The sequence below is a fragment of the Bradyrhizobium sp. STM 3562 genome, from assembly GCF_045571435.1.
In the GTDB taxonomy this organism is placed as follows: domain Bacteria; phylum Pseudomonadota; class Alphaproteobacteria; order Rhizobiales; family Xanthobacteraceae; genus Bradyrhizobium.
Genome location: NZ_CP120694.1, coordinates 7,157,019 through 7,173,320, shown reverse-complemented (window position 1 = coordinate 7,173,320; position 16,302 = coordinate 7,157,019). Strand labels below are relative to the sequence as shown.

The 16,302-nt window shown below is 64.3% G+C and carries 11 protein-coding genes; 7 read left to right on the top strand and 4 right to left on the bottom strand.

Annotation, left to right across the window (positions count from 1 at the left end):
* The first annotated feature begins 294 nt into the window (after positions 1-294).
* The 4 genes from lpxC (at position 295) to ligA (ending at position 6,492) form a co-directional block, all read left to right on the top strand.
* Positions 295-1,254, top strand: coding sequence for a UDP-3-O-acyl-N-acetylglucosamine deacetylase (gene lpxC / locus P6U23_RS33060; RefSeq protein ID WP_407176524.1), 960 nt, complete (start codon positions 295-297; stop codon positions 1,252-1,254).
* Positions 1,255-1,532: 278 nt separating this feature from the next.
* Entirely contained in the window at positions 1,533-2,423 is an 891-nt protein-coding gene (locus P6U23_RS33055) for an outer membrane protein assembly factor BamD (RefSeq protein ID WP_407176523.1), read from the top strand.
* Between the two features lie 75 nt (positions 2,424-2,498).
* Entirely contained in the window at positions 2,499-4,172 is a 1,674-nt protein-coding gene (recN, locus tag P6U23_RS33050; RefSeq protein WP_407176522.1) for a DNA repair protein RecN, read from the top strand.
* Positions 4,173-4,344: 172 nt separating this feature from the next.
* Positions 4,345-6,492: an NAD-dependent DNA ligase LigA gene (gene ligA / locus P6U23_RS33045; RefSeq protein WP_407181666.1), complete on the top strand. Its 2,148-nt coding sequence runs from the start codon at positions 4,345-4,347 to the stop codon at positions 6,490-6,492.
* Positions 6,493-6,642: 150 nt separating this feature from the next.
* On the opposite strand, the gene P6U23_RS33040 is transcribed toward ligA, so the two are convergent.
* Together P6U23_RS33040 and P6U23_RS33035 are read right to left on the bottom strand one after the other, a co-directional pair.
* Positions 6,643-7,923, bottom strand: a complete 1,281-nt coding sequence (locus tag P6U23_RS33040; RefSeq protein ID WP_407176521.1) for a multidrug effflux MFS transporter — start codon at positions 7,921-7,923, stop codon at positions 6,643-6,645.
* A gap of 354 nt (positions 7,924-8,277) precedes the next feature.
* On the bottom strand, positions 8,278-10,110 hold the full coding sequence (locus P6U23_RS33035; RefSeq protein ID WP_407176520.1) for an aminopeptidase P family protein: 1,833 nt from the start codon (positions 10,108-10,110) through the stop codon (positions 8,278-8,280).
* Between the two features lie 187 nt (positions 10,111-10,297).
* Between P6U23_RS33035 and P6U23_RS33030 the strand changes: the two genes are divergently transcribed.
* On the top strand, positions 10,298-10,486 hold the full coding sequence (locus P6U23_RS33030) for a hypothetical protein (RefSeq protein WP_407176519.1): 189 nt from the start codon (positions 10,298-10,300) through the stop codon (positions 10,484-10,486).
* On the opposite strand, the gene P6U23_RS33025 is transcribed toward P6U23_RS33030, so the two are convergent.
* Positions 10,483-11,385: a 50S ribosomal protein L11 methyltransferase gene (locus P6U23_RS33025; protein WP_407176518.1), complete on the bottom strand. Its 903-nt coding sequence runs from the start codon at positions 11,383-11,385 to the stop codon at positions 10,483-10,485. The genes P6U23_RS33030 and P6U23_RS33025 overlap by 4 nt on opposite strands.
* Positions 11,386-11,540: 155 nt before the next feature.
* On the opposite strand from P6U23_RS33025, the gene P6U23_RS33020 reads away from it, so the two are divergent.
* Positions 11,541-11,708 (top strand): Flp family type IVb pilin, encoded by a 168-nt coding sequence (locus P6U23_RS33020; RefSeq protein WP_407176517.1) that lies wholly within the window; start codon positions 11,541-11,543, stop codon positions 11,706-11,708.
* 375 nt (positions 11,709-12,083) lie between these two features.
* Here P6U23_RS33020 and P6U23_RS33015 read toward each other — a convergent pair whose 3' ends face one another.
* The gene (locus tag P6U23_RS33015) at positions 12,084-13,691 is read right to left on the bottom strand and encodes a phytoene desaturase family protein (protein WP_407176516.1); all 1,608 of its coding nucleotides are present in this window, start codon (positions 13,689-13,691) and stop codon (positions 12,084-12,086) included.
* A 232-nt stretch (positions 13,692-13,923) separates the two neighbouring features.
* On the opposite strand from P6U23_RS33015, the gene P6U23_RS33010 reads away from it, so the two are divergent.
* A complete protein-coding gene (locus P6U23_RS33010; protein ID WP_407176515.1) occupies positions 13,924-16,200 on the top strand; it encodes a spermidine synthase in 2,277 nt (758 codons plus the stop codon).
* Positions 16,201-16,302: the final 102 nt, after the last annotated feature.

The following is a 16,302-nucleotide window of genomic DNA, read 5'->3' as shown; positions in this document are numbered from 1 at the left end:
TTTTGCACCGGCGGCGGCATCGAATCATTTTTGCAAGCGGCTGATTTTAAATGATTAATTATCTATTCCTGGTTTTGATGCAGATGCGGAAATCGTGTCCAGCGCAGGTTCAATTTGGTTAAGCTTTGGCGCGAATACGGCGGAGATAGGGTAACAATCCGTAAAAAAGCGTGAGTTGGCGCTCTTGGGGGCGGTGCTATCGTCTGCGCGTGATTTGGGGATGCCTTGGCTCGACGCAGCCGGAACTCCGGTGAATCGAGCTGTAAGGTAAATGTCGTGGTGGGCGGGTTTCCAATGAAATTTGGCCGGCAAACAACGCTGCGTGCGCAAGCCACTGTGTCGGGCGTTGGTGTTCATTCCGGTTCGGCCGTCAGCCTGACCATCGGCCCTGCATCGATCGATGCAGGCTTTATCTTTATTCGCTCCGGCCTTGATGGCCGTGACCGCGCGATCCGCGCCACTGCCGACTCGGTCATCTCCACCGAATTCGCAACGGTCCTCGGTGATCGCGAAGGTCCGCTCGTCTCCACTGCGGAGCATGTCCTTGCGGCTCTGCGCGGAATGGGCGTCGATAACGCAACGATCGAAATCGACGGTCCGGAAGTTCCGATCATGGACGGCAGCGCCGCGCCGTTCGTGAATGCCATCGAGCAGGCCGGCATTGTCGCCCAATCCGCGCCGCGTCGTTTTATTCAGGTGCTCAAACCCGTGAAAGTCGCGATGGGCGATTCGTTCGGCGAATTCCGTCCCTATGCAGGCGGCTTCCGCGCCGAGGTCGAAATCGACTTCGCCAATCCGGTGATCGGCCGCCAGCAATACAGCCTCGATGTCAGCCCGGAAGGTTTCCGCCGCGAGGTCTCCCGCGCCCGCACCTTCGGCTGCATGAACGACGTGGCGCGGCTGTGGAGCGCCGGTTTCGCGCTCGGTGCGTCCTTCGAAAATTCCGTCGTGTTCGATGACGAGCGACTGCTCAATCCGGAAGGGCTGCGTTATGCCGACGAATGTGCCCGTCACAAGGTGCTCGATGTGATCGGCGACCTTGCGCTGGCAGGGCGTCCGCTGCTTGGGGCTTATCGCTCGTTCCGCGGCGGCCACAAGCTCAACCACGCGGTGCTGACGGCGCTCCTTGCCGATCGCACAGCTTGGCGTTTGGTCGAAGGCGAGGCGGCGCGCCGCCCCCGCACCCAGGCCGAAGTTGGCCGTGGCATGGCCGGAGGGCTGGTGGCGCCGGCCTATGGCCCGGACGTGTCCTAAGCGGCGACCGCCGGCCCTTGTCAGGGCGTCCTTTCCAGATGTCCTGTAAAGCGGATGATGACGGTTTGCATGCCCTCGCGCCGCCTTAATCCGGGCGAAATACGTCCCTATGCGGTTGGTTGACGGAGCGTTTTCAGCTAAGGGGTCTTGGTCGCATGGCAGGCGTCAAGGTCCGGTCAACGAGCTTTCGGGCAATCTGCGGCACCGCAATCATTGCGTGATCGTCTTTTATCGCGGGCAGCAGGCGCCGCAGTACACACGGGTCAGGTTCGTAGGCGATGGCGGCAATCCCTGTAACGCGTGAACGACGCAAGGGCGTGGCCAAGGCGCGGCAGCTACGGCTGGCCGCATCCCTGATCGCGCTCGCCATTCCCCTGAGTGGCTGCGGCACCGGCCCGCTGTGGGACAAGTTCCTGGCCAAGGACGAGACCTTCGTCGATGAGCCGGCGGACAAGCTCTACAACGAGGGCTTGTACCTGATGAACCAGAAGAAGGATCCGAAGGCGGCCTCGAAGAAGTTCGAGGAAGTCGACCGCGAGCATCCCTATTCCGATTGGGCCCGCAAATCGCTTCTGATGTCGGCCTACTCGTTCTACCAGGCAGGCGACTATGATAGCTGCATCGGGGCCGCGACGCGCTACGTGACGCTGCACCCCGGCAGCCCGGATGCGGCCTATGCGCAATATCTGATCGCGTCCTCGCATTACGACCAGATTCCCGACATTTCCCGCGACCAGAACCGCACCGAGAAGGCGATTGCCGCGCTCGAAGAAGTGGTTCGCAAATATCCCACCTCCGAATACGCCGTCAGCGCCAAGGCCAAGCTGCAGGCCGCGCGCGACCAGCTCGCCGGCAAGGAGATGGATATCGGCCGCTACTACATCGAAAAGCGTGACTACACGGCGGCGATCAACCGCTTCAAGACCGTCGTCACGCAGTACCAGACCACGCGCCATGTCGAGGAAGCGCTGTTCCGGCTCACCGAGGCCTATATGGCCATCGGCATCGTCGGCGAGGCGCAGACGGCGGCGGCCGTGCTCGGGCACAATTTTCCCGATAGCCGCTGGTACCAGGACGCCTATAATCTTGTAAAATCCGGCGGTGCGGAGCCGACCGAGAATCAGGGATCCTGGATCAGCCGGGCCTTCAAGAAAGTTGGCCTGGGCTAGCGTCCCGGAAGCGGGGTTCGCCGGCAGCGTGCTAAACTCAAGCGAACTTCGAATCTCCTAGGGAACTTGCCTTCCATGCTGGCGCGTCTGTCGATCCGTGACATCGTCCTGATCGAACGGCTCGATATCGAATTCTCCAAAGGGCTGGCCGTGCTGACCGGGGAGACCGGCGCCGGTAAATCAATCCTGCTCGATGCCTTCGCGCTGGCGCTGGGCGGCCGCGGCGATGCGAGCCTGGTGCGCCACGGCGCCGAGCAGGGACAAGTGACGGCGGTCTTCGATGTGCCGAAGAACCATCCGGCGACTGCGATCCTCGCCGAGAACGGGCTCGAGGACACCGGCGAAATGATTCTGCGCCGGGTGCAGATGGCGGACGGGCGCACCCGCGCCTTCATCAACGATCAGGCGATCAGCGTGCAGACGCTGAAGGCGGTCGGCGCCGCGCTGGTCGAGATCCACGGCCAGCATGACGAGCGCGCGCTGGTCGACGCCGCGACCCATCGCCGCCTGCTCGATGCCTTCGCCGGGCTGGAAAAGGATGTCACCGCGCTGGAGCGCCTCTGGGAGACACGCCGCACCGCCAATGCCGCGCTCGACGAGCACCGTGCCGGGATGGAGCGCGCCGCGCGCGAGGCCGACTATCTGCGCCATGCCTCCGACGAGCTGAAGGTGCTCGCGCCCAAGGACGGCGAGGAGACGCAGCTCGCCGAACGTCGCACCGTGATGATGCAGGGCGAGAAGATCGCCGCCGATTTGCGCGAGGCGCAAGATGCCGTCAGCGGCAATCATTCGCCGATCGCTTCGCTCTCGGCGGCGGTGCGGCGGCTGGAGCGCCGTGCGGCCAATTCGCCGGCGCTGGTCGAGCCGGCGGTGAAGGCGATCGATGCGGCGATCAACGCGCTGGAGGAGGCGGACCAGCATCTCTCCGCGGCGCTTGCCGCCGCCGATTTCGATCCGTTGGAGCTCGAGCGAATCGAGGAGCGCCTGTTCAGCTTGCGCGCCGCCTCCCGCAAATATTCGACGCCGGTGGATGGGCTTGCCGCGCTCGCCGCCAAATACGCCGCCGACGTCGCGCTGATCGATGCCGGCGCCGAGCAGCTCAAGAAGCTGGAAGCCGCGGCGCACGAGGCCGACGAACGCTACCGGGCCTCCGCGGCAAAACTGTCCGCCGCGCGTGCCAAGGCGGCGGACAAGCTCAACAAGGCCGTCAATGCCGAGCTCGCGCCGCTCAAGCTCGAGCGCGCCAAGTTCATGACCCAGGTCGAGAGCGATGAGAAGGCGCCGGGGCCGGAAGGATTCGATCGCGTCGAGTTCTGGGTGCAGACCAATCCGGGGACCAAGCCGGGACCATTAATGAAGGTCGCTTCCGGCGGCGAGCTGTCGCGCTTCCTGCTCGCGCTGAAGGTCGTGCTGTCCGACCGCGGCTCGGCGCCGACGCTGGTGTTCGACGAAATCGACACCGGAGTGGGCGGCGCGGTCGCGGACGCCATCGGCGCGCGGCTGGCGCGGCTCGCGAGCCAGGTGCAGGTGATGGCGGTGACGCACGCGCCGCAGGTGGCCGCACGCGCCGATCGGCATTTCCTGATTTCCAAGGACGCGCTCGACAAGGGCAAGCGCGTCGCCACCCGCGTCAACGCACTCGCCGCCGACCACCGCCGCGAGGAAATCGCCCGCATGCTGGCAGGTGCCGAGATCACCGCGGAGGCGAGGGCGGCGGCGGAGCGGTTGTTAAAGGCGGCGACGGCGTAAGGGACGCGCGTCATTCCGGGGCGCTCATGTCGTTCGTCACACCAAGATAATTGCCCCATCCTTCTGGCTGGCGAGAATATATACATAGTAAGCCATGACGGTGCTCATAACCTCGAGATTCCGGGTTCGATGCTTGCGCATCGCCCCGGAATGACGAACCATAATATGCATGATGGCCAGAGCAGCAAAAGCAAAGACCCTTCCTGACGTCGCCGATCTCACCAAGGCCCAGGCCAAGACCGAATGGAAACGGCTGGCGCTGGAGCTCGAAGAGCACGATCGGCTTTACTATCAGGAAGACGCGCCGAAAATTTCGGACGCCGAATATGATGCGCTGCGAGCGCGCTTCAATGCGATCGAGGCGCGCTTTCCGGAATTCGTCACGCCGGAATCGCCGTCGCAGAAGGTGGGCGCCGCGCCGTTGGGGCGGTTCAGGAAAGTCCGCCATGCGCTGCCGATGCTCTCGCTCGACAACGCCTTTGCGGAAGAGGATGTGCGCGATTTCGTCGGCCGCATCGCGCGCTTCCTCAAACTCGCCGACGACAGGATCGATTTTTCCGCCGAGCCGAAGATCGACGGGCTCTCGATGTCGCTGCGCTATGAAGGCGGCGAGCTCGTCACCGCCGCGACGCGCGGCGACGGCGCGGAAGGCGAGGACGTGACGGCCAATATCCGCACCCTCGAAGACGTGCCGCAAAAACTCAAGGGCCGCAACATCCCGGACATCTGCGAGGTGCGCGGCGAGGTCTACATGACCAAGCATGCTTTTCTGGCGCTGAACGAGCGGCAGAAGGCGGCGGGCGACACCGTGTTCGCCAACCCGCGCAACTCCGCCGCGGGCTCGTTGCGCCAGAAGGATCCGAGCATCACCGCCTCGCGCCCACTCGGCTTCTTCGCCTATGCCTGGGGCGAGATGAGCGCGATGCCGGAACAGACGCAAACCGGGATGATCCACTGGTTCGAGCGCTGCGGCTTCAAGACCAATCCGCTGACAAAGCTCTGTCACTCGGTCGATCAATTGCTCGCCTTCCACCACAAGATCGAGGAGCAGCGCGCCGAGCTCGACTACGATATCGACGGCGTGGTCTACAAGGTCGATCGCATCGATTGGCAGGAGCGGCTCGGCTTCGTGTCGCGCACGCCGCGCTGGGCAATCGCGCACAAATTCCCCGCCGAGCGCGCCATGACCGTGCTCAAGGACATCGAGATCCAGGTCGGGCGCACCGGCTCGTTCACGCCGGTCGGCAAGCTCGAGCCGGTCGGGGTCGGCGGCGTCATCGTGCAGAACGTGACGCTGCACAACGAGGATTACGTCAAGGGCGTCGGCAACAAGGGCGAGAGCCTGCGCGAGGGGCGCGACATCCGGATCGGTGACACCGTCGTGATCCAGCGCGCCGGCGACGTCATCCCGCAGGTGGTGGACGTCATCATCGACAAACGGCCGAAGGACGCCAGGCCGTTCCAGTTTCCGAAGAAATGTCCGTGCCCGTTGCACACCGACGTGGTCCGCGAGGAGACGGCGACCGGCGAGGAGGGCGCGCGGGCGCGCTGCACCGGCGAGTTCGCCTGCCCCTATCAGAAGATCGAGCACCTAAAGCTGTTCTGCTCGCGCCGTGCGTTCGACATTGATGGTCTCGGCGAGAAGCAGATCGAATTTTTCTTCGAGCAGGGCTGGGTGAAGGAGCCCGCCGATATTTTCACGCTTTCTGCCCGCAACGCCAAGATCAAGCTGGAAGAGATCGAGGGCTATGGCGAGACTTCGGTGCGCAATCTCTTCAATGCGATCGAGGCGCGCCGCCGGATCGCGCTGGAGCGTTTCATCTATGCGCTGGGCATGCGCCATGTCGGCGAAACCACGGCTCTGGCGCTGGCGCGCGGCTATGGCTCCTGGGAGGCCTTTCATGAGGCCTGCCTGAAGGTCGCGCGGGACGATGAGGAGGCGATCGCCGACATGGATGCGCTGGACCAGATCGGCGACACCGTGATCCACAGCATTGCCGCTTATTTCAAGGAAAGCCACAACCGCGGCATCGTCGAGCGGCTGACGAAGGAAGTCACCATTCTCGACGCCGAGAGGCCGAAGAGCAATTCGGCGGTGGCCGGCAAGACGGTGGTGTTCACGGGAACGCTGGAGCGCATGACGCGCGATGAGGCCAGGGCGAAGGCGGAGCGGCTGGGCGCAAAGGTCTCGGGCTCGGTCTCGAAGAAAACGGACTATGTCGTCGCCGGCCCCGGCGCCGGTTCGAAGCTTGCCGAGGCGAAGAAGCACGGCGTCGCCGTGCTGACGGAAGAAGAGTGGTTGAAGCTGGTGGGAGAGTGAGGGGCGGCCTCTCCTCTCGTCATGGCTGGGCTTGACCCGGCCATCCATGCCTTTCTCGCCGCGACATCGTTGAGACGTGGATGCCCGGGACAGCCCGGGCATGAGGACCTTTTGCTTGGGTGGCGGGTCGCTCGCTCGCGACCGCGCCCGTCACGGCATCCCCGACTCTTCTTCCTCCGCCTGCTCGATCAAGCTCTCGCTCACCATCACCTTCTGGCGCGGCACGATGAAGATCATCGTCGAGACGCAAGCCGCGGAGAGTACGAGGATCGCGCTCGTCAAAGGCAGCGTGGTGACGAAATGGCCGCCGAGATAGGCTCCTAGCTGCGAGATCAGCGAGCCCAGCCCCATCTGCAGGAAACCCATCGCGCCCGAAGCGGTGCCGGCGGCTTCGGGGCGCACGCTGATCGCGCCGGCCGCCGAGTTCGACATCACGAAGGCGTTGGCGAACATCACGATCATCTGCGTGCCGAACAGCCAGGACGGCACCTGGTTCACTGCGCCGAGGCTCAAGAGGAAATTCAACAGGCTGCCCGCGACCTGCAGCGCGAGCCCGAACCAGATCAGCTTCTCCAGCGAATGGCGCGGGGAAAAGCGCACGCAGAAGACGTTGCCGATCAGATAGGCGAAGGCGGTGGTCGCAAACCAGGCGCCGTATTCGGCGCTGGAGCGTCCCATCTGCGTCACCACGATATACGGGCCGCCGCCGGCGAACGCGAAGATGATCTGGGAGGCCAGCACCTGGCACAGCATATAGCCGACGAAGGCGCGGCTCCCAAGGAGCTTGCCGACATCGCCGCGAAAGCCGCTCTTGCCGCTGCCCTCGCGCCGCGTTTCCGGCAGCGCCAGCGCGATCGCCACCGCGGTCACGAGCGCGAATGCGGTAATGACGTAGAAGATCGCGCGCCAGCCGAATGCGGTCTCCAGCAGGCCGCCCGTCAGGGGGCTCAGCATCTGCGCGATCATCATCACGGCGATGACGAGCGAGATCATGGCGCCGATGCGCTCGCGCGGATAGAGATCGCGGATAATGGCGCGGCTGATCACCATGCCGGACGCGCCGCCGAGCGCCTGCAGAAACCGCGCCGCGATCAATTGCGGCAGGGATTGCGCGAAGATGCAGCCGATGCTGGCGGCCACCATCAGGCCGAGCCCGGCCAGGAGCACCGGCCGGCGGCCAAACCGGTCCGACAGCGGCCCCATGACGATCTGCGAGCAGGCGATGCCGACCATGTAGAGCGACACCGTCATCTGCGCGATGGCGATATCGCGCCCGAAGCTGACCGCGAGCAGCGGCAGCGCTGGCACCAGCAGATAAAGGGAAATCGGGGCGACGCCCGTCATCACGACGAGCAGCATCAGCATGATGCACGAGGTCGCGGGCGTCTTGTCCGTGGCCGCACTTGGCGGCCTGCCCATCACGCCATGCATCGAGAGTTCAAATCCGCTGTAAACATGGCGCGGACTGTAGCGTCCTTACACAAGACGAATACGCCTGTTTCGGAATGCAGCCATGCCGTTTGCGGGACCGTTATTATAACGTGGCGCGGAATGAGGCGGCGATGCGTGTGTGGTGGTCAGCCGCGATCAACTACACACCGGGTCGTCATCACCCGCGAAGGCGGGTGATCCAGTATTCCAGAGACCTGAGTTGAATGCGGAAAGGCCGCGGCGTACTGGATCCCCCGCCTGCGCGGGGGATGACGGCATCATATGTTGCGCGAGATTCCGGGTTCGCTCGCTTTTGAGCGAGCGCCCCGGAATGACGGCCTTGAGGAAAGACGGCTAACTGGCGGAAAGCGGCGCCGTCGCCTGATCCAGCCACGCCGTGGTCGCAGCGTCGAGTTGCCCGCGCACCTCGCGCGCGACGCGCGCGTGGTAGGCGTTGAGCCAATCGAGTTCCGCCTCCGACAGCATCGCGACATCGATCAGCCGCCGATCGATCGGCGCCAGCGTCAGCGTCTCGAACGCGTTGATCGGCTTCTCGGCGCCCGGGAGATCGGCCGCGACCACCAGTTCCAGATTCTCGATGCGGATGCCGTAGCCGTCGGTTTTATAGTAGCCGGGCTCGTTCGACAGGATCATGCCGCGCTTGAGCGGTGTGGTGCCGAGCTTGGAGATTCGCGCCGGCCCCTCATGCACGGAGAGATAGCTGCCGACGCCATGGCCGGTGCCATGTTCGAAATCAAGCCCGGCCTGCCACAGGAACTGCCGCGCAAAACTGTCGAGCTGCGCGCCGGTGGTGCCGTCGGGAAAGACCGCGCGGGCGATCGCGATATGCCCGCGCAGCACGCGGGTGAAGCGGTCGCGCATCTCGTCGGTGGGGTCGCCGACGGCGACGGTGCGCGTGACGTCGGTGGTGCCGTCTTCATATTGCGCCCCGGAATCGATCAGAAGGAGGTCGCCAGGCACGATGCGCCGGTTGCTTTTGCGCGTGACGCGGTAATGCACGATGGCCCCGTTCGGCCCGGTGCCGGCGATGGTTGGAAACGACACGTCCTTTAGCGCGCCGGTCTCGCGGCGGAAGGTTTCGAGCGCCTCGACAGTGTCGATTTCGGTCAGCGTGCCCTTGGGAGCTTCCCGGTCCACCCAGGCCAGGAAACGCGCCAGTGCCACCGCGTCGCGCTGGTGAGCGTTGCGCGTGCCGTCGATCTCGGTGGCGTTCTTGACCGCCTTGAGCAGGCTGACGGGATCGCTGCCGCGCACGACCTTGCCGCCGGCGGAACCGATCAGCCGGCTGAGCGCGTCCGCCGCTGTTGCGCTGTCGAGCGCGACTTGCACGCCGCGTTGGGCCAGCGCGGTGAGTTCGCGCGTCAGCGCATCCGGCTCGCGAACGTCGGCGGACCGTTCGAGATGGTCGCGCGTTGCATTGGAGAGCTTGCGATGGTCGATGAAGATGGTCGGCCGGCCCTCTTTCGGCACCAGGGCGTAGGATAGAGGTAATGGCGTATGAGCGACATCCGCGCCGCGGATGTTGAAGGTCCAGGCCACCGCATGCGGGTCCGACAGCACCAGCGCGTCCGCACCGGAGCGGCCGATCTCAGTCCTGATACGGGAGAGTTTGTCGGCCTCGCTCTCGCCGGCAAAGCCGATGTCGTGGATGGCGACGGGCGCCAGCGGCGCAGCCGGGCGCTCGGTCCAGATCGCGTCCACCGGATTGCCCTCGACCGCAACCAGTTCCGCGCTCGCCTTGGCGCAGGCCCCAGCCAGCCGCTCCGCCGCGGCGGATGTATGCAGCCACGGGTCATAGCCGAGGCGGTCGCCGGGTTTCAGATGCTGTGCGAGCCAGCTTTCCGGCGGCGGATCGACCAGCGATTCGATCGCCCACGCCTTGCCGTCGACCTGCTTGGCCGCCTGCAGGGTATAGCGGCCGTCGACGAACAAGGCGGCCTCGTTCGGCAGCACGACCGCAAGTCCCGCCGAGCCGGTGAAGCCGGTGAGCCATGCCAGCCGTTCTTCCGAGGGCGGCACATATTCATTCTGTTGCTGATCGGCACGGGGAACCACGAAGCCGGTCAGCTTGCGCCGTCTCAGCTCCTCGCGAAAGGCGGCCAGCCGTGCTGTCAGCGCGACACCGGTCTCCGGTTCCTCAAACGTTTGAAAACGAGCTTCGAACATGGTCCGGCGATCTCAGGAATGGTGAAAGGACATGCGCCACGTGAATGCCATTTGGGGGAACTTGGCACAACTCCTGGCGGAATGCGCGATTGCGTTGACGAGGTCGAATGTTTTCTGTCACAGTGATGTCAAATGATAATCTTTGGAAACGCCAGGGTGTCTCAACTCAACGACGAGGGGATACACAATGCCGGCCTTTAGTTTTGAGAAGATTTCGCCGCCGGTTCGGCGTAACCCGATCACACAAGCCGATGCTGGCGAGAAGCGCCCGCGCGGCCTCATCGTCCAGCTCCTGGACCGTCTGTCCGAGGCGCGGGTCAGGCGCTCGCTCCGCAAGCAGCCTTTTGATACCCGCGAGCCGAAGTCGCCGGATTAGCTTGAGCCGACTGAGCCGAGCAAGAGGCTGCTCCAGCCTTCGATTTTGAGGTGCCGCAGCGGCACCAGCCCACGGGCGCGATAGGCGGCGATGACGCCCCTCGCCTGGGGAGTCAGCAGTCCCGACAGGATGACCAGCGCCCGCGGCGCCAGATGGGCCGACATCGGGCCAGCCAGTTGCTTCAACGGATTGGCCAGAATATTCGCCAGCACCAGGTCGAACGGCCCGGCTTGCGCGAAATCCGGCGCTCCGAACCCGCTCGCGCGGATCACCGTCACGAGATTGCCGACTCCGTTCAGGTGCGCGTTCTCCCGCGCCACCTGCACCGATGCCGCATCGATATCGCTGGCCAGCACCTTCCGCCGCAGCGCCTTGGCCGCGGCGATGGCGAGCACGCCGGTTCCCGTGCCGAGGTCGAGCACGCGCTCGATGCGGTGCGCCTTCAGGACATGGTCGAGCAGCAACAGGCAGCCGCGCGTCGTGCCGTGATGGCCGGTGCCGAAGGCAAGCGCCGCCTCGATCTCGATGCCGAGCTTGTTGCTCGGCACGCGGGCGCGGTCATGCTGCCCGTGCACGACAAAGCGCCCCGCGGGCACGGGAACCAGGTCGTCGAGGCTTGCCTTGACCCAGTCCTTGGCCTCCACCGTATCGAAGCTCATGCCCCGGGCGACGTCCTCGCCCGCCGTGTTGCCGACGAGTTCCCGCAAGAGCGCCTGGTCGGGCGCGTCCGCAAAATGCAGCGTCACGTCCCAGCGCCCGTCCGGCCGCTCGAACGCGGCGACAGCAGTCTCGGCCTCGAAGAAGAGCTCGGTGAGCACATCGACGACGCGCTTGGCGGCCTCTTCGTCGCCGATCGCGAAGCTGGCCCGATACGTCGCAGGGGGGTGGCTGGAAGTCATTTGTGTGCGTGAAGCCTTAGGACTTTGCGTAAAATTTGAGGAATGATCACCTTGCATTATCCGTAAAACTTGGAGAGCCCCCGTTCAAACAACCTTAGGATGCGCGCCGTATATTTACGGATGTTGGATCGAACCAACACAACCATCCGGAGGTCATGGTGAAGCTTTTATTTTCGAAATTTTGGGCCGACAACTCGGGCGCGACCGCGATCGAATATGGCTTGATCGCCGCCGGCATCTCGCTCGCGATCATCCTCGTGGTGAACGGCATCGGGGGCACTCTGAACGACAAGTTCTCGTCCATTAACAGTTCGCTGAAGTAGTTTCTGGCGCTCCCTTTCTCAGGGGGAGAACTCCCTTTGCCGCAATCAGGATAAAAACGAGACCCCGCGCGATGCCTCGCGCGGGTTTTTAGCTTTGAGACCGGGTTTTCCAAAACGTTCCGGGACACTTATCCAAACCTTGCGCACAGGATTGTGCCGGTGCTTTGGTAGCGTCTCCGACGCGCGGGGCCGGCGGCGCTGGTCTCCACAGCCTTCATGCCGCAGGGCCGTTGCGGTGGCACCGGCGCGGCGATGAACATCAATTTTCAGCGTATGCGTTAACCGGTTACAAACCGGTTTTCCACAAACCATCCACAAGGCTGTCCACAGGACGCCGGCCCCATCGTCGTTGGGAGAAGCCGGGGTCTTAGATGTTCAACGTCTCCCAAACAGCGCCCGGTGGTCGCGCAAGATCACCTGTGCGGCGTTGTGGCCAGGCGCGCCGGTGACGCCGCCGCCGGGATGGGCGCCGGAGCCGCAATGGTAGAGCCCCTTGAGCGGACCACGGTAATCGGCATGGCCCAGCATCGGCCGGGCCGAGAACAACTGGTTCAGCGTCAGGGCGCCGTGGAAGATGTCTCCGCCGAGCAGGCCAAATTCGCGCTCGAGGTCGAGCGGCGACAAGATCTGCCGCCCGAGGACACTTTGCGCGAAACCCGGCGCGTATTTGTCGACCGTCGCGATCATGAGGTCGGCGACCTCCTCACGGTGGGCGTCCCAGGATCTTCCGCCCCCCAGATCGGGCGCGACATGCTGACAGAACAGGCTCGCGACATGCGCTCCTCCAGGTGCCAGTGAATCGTCGAGCGTGGAGGGCATCAGCATCTCGATGACCGGCTCGCGACTCCAGCCATGCGCGCGGGCATCGGTAAAGGCGCGGTCCATATAGGCGAGGCTGGGGGCGAGAATGATGCCGGCGGTGAGGTGATCGCCTTCGCCCGGCAGCGCCGTGAACGAGGGCAGGCGCGACAGCGCCACGTTCATGCGGAAGGTGCCGGAGCCGTTACGCCAGCGCTTCATGCGCGCCAGAAATTCCGGCGGCAGCGCGCCGCTGTCGATCAGCCTTGTGTAGAGCAGTTTGGGGTTGACGTTGGCGGCGACATATTTGGCGCGAATGGTCTCGCCGTTGTCGAGCAGGACGCCGACCGCGCGACCGTTTTCCACGATCACCTCGCGCACGGCGGCGTTCACCTCGATCTCGGCGCCATGCTGACGCGCGGCGCGCGCCATCGCTTGCGTGATCGCGCCCATGCCGCCGATGGCGTGGCCCCAGACGCCCTTCTTGCCATTCACCTCGCCAAAGGCATGGTGCAGCATCACATAGGCCGAGCCCGGCGCGTAGGGACTGGCATAATTGCCGACGATGGCATCGAAGCCAAACAGCGCCTTGACCAAATCGTTTTCAAAACGCTCGTCCAGCATCTCGCCGGCGGAGCGCGTGAACAGATCGAGCAGATCGCGCGTCTGCTCCAGCGAGAGCTTGCGCAGGATACCAGCGGTGCCGAACGCGTTGATGCTCTCACGGAGCGCGTCGAGACCAAAACCTTCGATCAGGTTCGGCGGCGCGCGCAGCACCAATTGGCGCAGCACGTCGGCGATGGTCTCGAGGTCGCGCGAGAAAGTCGTGATCGTTTCCGCATCACGCGCGCTGAGCCTCGCGACGGAAGGCAAGGTGCGGCCCTCGCCAGTGAGCAGATGGCTTCCGTCAGGTGCAGGCAGGAAATTTTGCGCGCGGCGCTCGACGATCTTCAGGCCATGCTGGGCAAGCTTTAAATCGGCGATCACCTGCGGATTGAGCAAGCTGACGGTGTAGGCCGCGACCGAGTTGCGGAAACCCGGGTGGAATTCCTCGGTCACCGCAGCACCGCCGACGACTTTGCGCCGTTCCACCACCTTCACGCGCAGTCCGGCCATGGCAAGATAGGCCGCGCAAGTGAGCCCATTGTGCCCCGCACCGATGATGACGACGTCCGTCTCGTTCATGCGCGCTTCAGGATCCGTCTGTTTGCTACACCGTCATTCCGGGGCGTCGCGTCAGCGACGAACCCGGAATCTCGAGATTCCGGGTTCGTGCTTCGCACGCCCCGGAATGACATCCACGCTACATAGCGGACTCGTTCAATCCAGCACAGCGGTTTGATCGCGGGCCAGATTGCTCCGTGCCGTTCCATGTGCTCCATTGCGGCCTCCAAGCGGGTCCCCAGCCGGAGTTTTCATGCGATCTCCCGAAGTCCCCACCAAGGATCAGCCCTCCGCTTCGCGTAACCGCCTGGTGTTGTCGGTCTATACCGCGTCGATCTTCTTGAGCGCGCTGCTCTTGTTCTCGGTGCAGCCGCTGTTCACCAAGATGGTGCTGCCGCGTCTCGGCGGCTCGCCGGCGGTGTGGTCGGTGGCAATGGTGTTTTTCCAGACGCTGCTGCTGGCAGGCTATTCCTACGCGCATTTTCTGATGCGGATCAGAAACCGTGCCGTTCCCGTTGCCGTGCATCTTGCGCTGCTGGTGGTGGCGATGCTGACGCTGCCGCTATCGATCGCCGGCGGCTGGGGCGAGCCGCCGACCACGGGTTATGCATTCTGGCTGCTTGGGCTGTTTGCGGTCTCGATCGGCCTGCCGTTCTTTGCGCTCGCCGCGAACAATCCGCTGCTGCAGGCCTGGTTCGTCCGCACCGGCCATCCGGCCGGACCCGATCCCTATTTCCTCTACGCTTCCTCCAACATTGGCAGCTTCCTCGCGCTGTTGTCCTATCCGGTGCTGCTGGAGCCGATGTTCACGTTGCACGGCCAGGACCTGATGTGGACCTTCGGCTATGGGCTGCTGATCGTTCTGATCGCTGCTTGCGGCGCGCTGTTGCTGCGTTCCCCCGTCCTTGCCGTCGCCGACATGGAGGCCGAGGACACAGACGCGCCGCCGCCCGCCTGGAGCCTGCGCGCGCGCTGGATCTTCCTGGCCGCGGTGCCTTCCGGCCTCTTGATCGCGGTGACCGCGCATATCTCCACCGACGTCGCGGCGGCGCCGCTGCTGTGGGTGCTGCCGCTCTCGCTTTATCTTCTGACCTGGGTGCTGGTGTTCCAGTCGCGGCCGCTGTTGCCGCACAAATGGATGCTGATGGTCCAGCCACTGGCGATTGCAGGCGTGGTCATCCTGCTTGCGGTCGGCGGCGAGCAGAACCTGTTGCTGACGCTCGGCGGACATCAAGTCTGCTTTTTCCTCATCGCCATGGGCTGTCACGGCGAACTCGCACGCACGCGGCCGGCCGCGAAATATCTCACCGGCTTTTATGTCGCGCTGTCGTTCGGCGGCATGCTCGGCGGCCTGTTCGCCGGGCTGATCGCGCCCTACAGCTTCTCCTGGGTCGCCGAATATCCGATCCTGCTGGCGTTGGCGGCATTGTGCCGGCCGGAGGCGAGCGAACGCCTGCCGCGCTGGAGCCGCTGGTATTGGCCGTTTCTTGCCGTGCTCGCTGTTGCGCTGATCGCACCGGCCTCTTCAAGCGGCAAGATCGGCCTGTGGTTCGAGAACCATCGGACGTGGGTGGCCGGCGGCGTCGGTGTGCTCGCCGCTCTGCTGGCGCTCGCGCTCAATGCCAGCCGCTGGAAGATCTTCGCGACGATTGTGGTGGCGCTGATCCTGATCCGTGCCTATCCGTCGGACAACGGGCGCGTGGAAACCGTGCGCAGCTTTTTTGGCGTGCACAAGATCGTGGTGACGCCGGACGGGCAGTATCACGTGCTGATGCACGGCACCACGATTCACGGCGCGCAGAAATTCCTCAACGATGACGGTTCGAAGGTCGAAGGCCGTCCCGAGCCGATCAGCTATTATCACAAGGACGGCGGCATCGGGCAGGCGATCACCGCAATCCGGGCCCGCAAGGGCACGCCGCTGCGGGTCGCCGTGATCGGCGTCGGCGCGGGCACGCTGGCCTGCGCCTCCGAGCGTGGCGAGACCTGGAAGTTCTTCGAGATCGACCAGAGCATGGTCGATACCGCGCGCGATCCCCGCTATTTCAGCTATGTCCAGAACTGCGAGCCGGACTTCAAGCCGGTGATCGGGGACGCGCGGCTCACCTTCGCGAAGGAGCCCGACGGCATCTACGACCTGATCATCGTCGACGCCTATTCGTCGGATGCGATTCCGATCCATCTTGCGACGCAAGAGGCCATGAGGATCTACAAGGACAAGCTCGCCCCGCAAGGCGCGGTGGTGATGCATGTCTCCAACCGGCATCTCGAGCTCGAAAGCGTCGTGGTCGGCATTGCCGATGCCAATCATCTGAAGAGCTGGGTCTACAACGAAGACTCCGGCCGCGACGACGAATATATCTTCGCAACCGACGTCGTGATCTCCGCCCGCGAGGAGGCCGACGTCGGCGCGCTCGCGTCCTCGGACAAATGGGTTGAAACCGAGCCCACCGAGAACCAGCGGGTCTGGACCGACGATTATTCCAACATTCTGGGCGCGGTGTACCGGCGGCTGCGGGACGGGGAGTAAGTCCTTCCGGGCATGGCGGGCCACCTCGCCCCGCGCTCGTCCGCCGACGCTTTAGCGGAGGCGGATGCCGGGAGAAGGAGGAATAGATCCCGCTTTAACTCT

Excerpts from the sequence above, each read along its gene's own strand:
- lpxC (WP_407176524.1), top strand. The coding sequence starts at position 295 with ATGAAATTTGGCCGGCAAACAACGCTGCGTGCGCAAGCCACTGTGTCG.
- P6U23_RS33055 (WP_407176523.1), top strand. The coding sequence starts at position 1,533 with ATGGCGGCAATCCCTGTAACGCGTGAACGACGCAAGGGCGTGGCCAAG.
- recN (WP_407176522.1), top strand. The coding sequence starts at position 2,499 with ATGCTGGCGCGTCTGTCGATCCGTGACATCGTCCTGATCGAACGGCTC.
- ligA (WP_407181666.1), top strand. The coding sequence starts at position 4,345 with ATGGCCAGAGCAGCAAAAGCAAAGACCCTTCCTGACGTCGCCGATCTC.
- P6U23_RS33040 (WP_407176521.1), bottom strand. The coding sequence starts at position 7,923 with ATGCATGGCGTGATGGGCAGGCCGCCAAGTGCGGCCACGGACAAGACG.
- P6U23_RS33035 (WP_407176520.1), bottom strand. The coding sequence starts at position 10,110 with ATGTTCGAAGCTCGTTTTCAAACGTTTGAGGAACCGGAGACCGGTGTC.
- P6U23_RS33030 (WP_407176519.1), top strand. The coding sequence starts at position 10,298 with ATGCCGGCCTTTAGTTTTGAGAAGATTTCGCCGCCGGTTCGGCGTAAC.
- P6U23_RS33025 (WP_407176518.1), bottom strand. The coding sequence starts at position 11,385 with ATGACTTCCAGCCACCCCCCTGCGACGTATCGGGCCAGCTTCGCGATC.
- P6U23_RS33020 (WP_407176517.1), top strand. The coding sequence starts at position 11,541 with ATGGTGAAGCTTTTATTTTCGAAATTTTGGGCCGACAACTCGGGCGCG.
- P6U23_RS33015 (WP_407176516.1), bottom strand. The coding sequence starts at position 13,691 with ATGAACGAGACGGACGTCGTCATCATCGGTGCGGGGCACAATGGGCTC.
- P6U23_RS33010 (WP_407176515.1), top strand. The coding sequence starts at position 13,924 with ATGCGATCTCCCGAAGTCCCCACCAAGGATCAGCCCTCCGCTTCGCGT.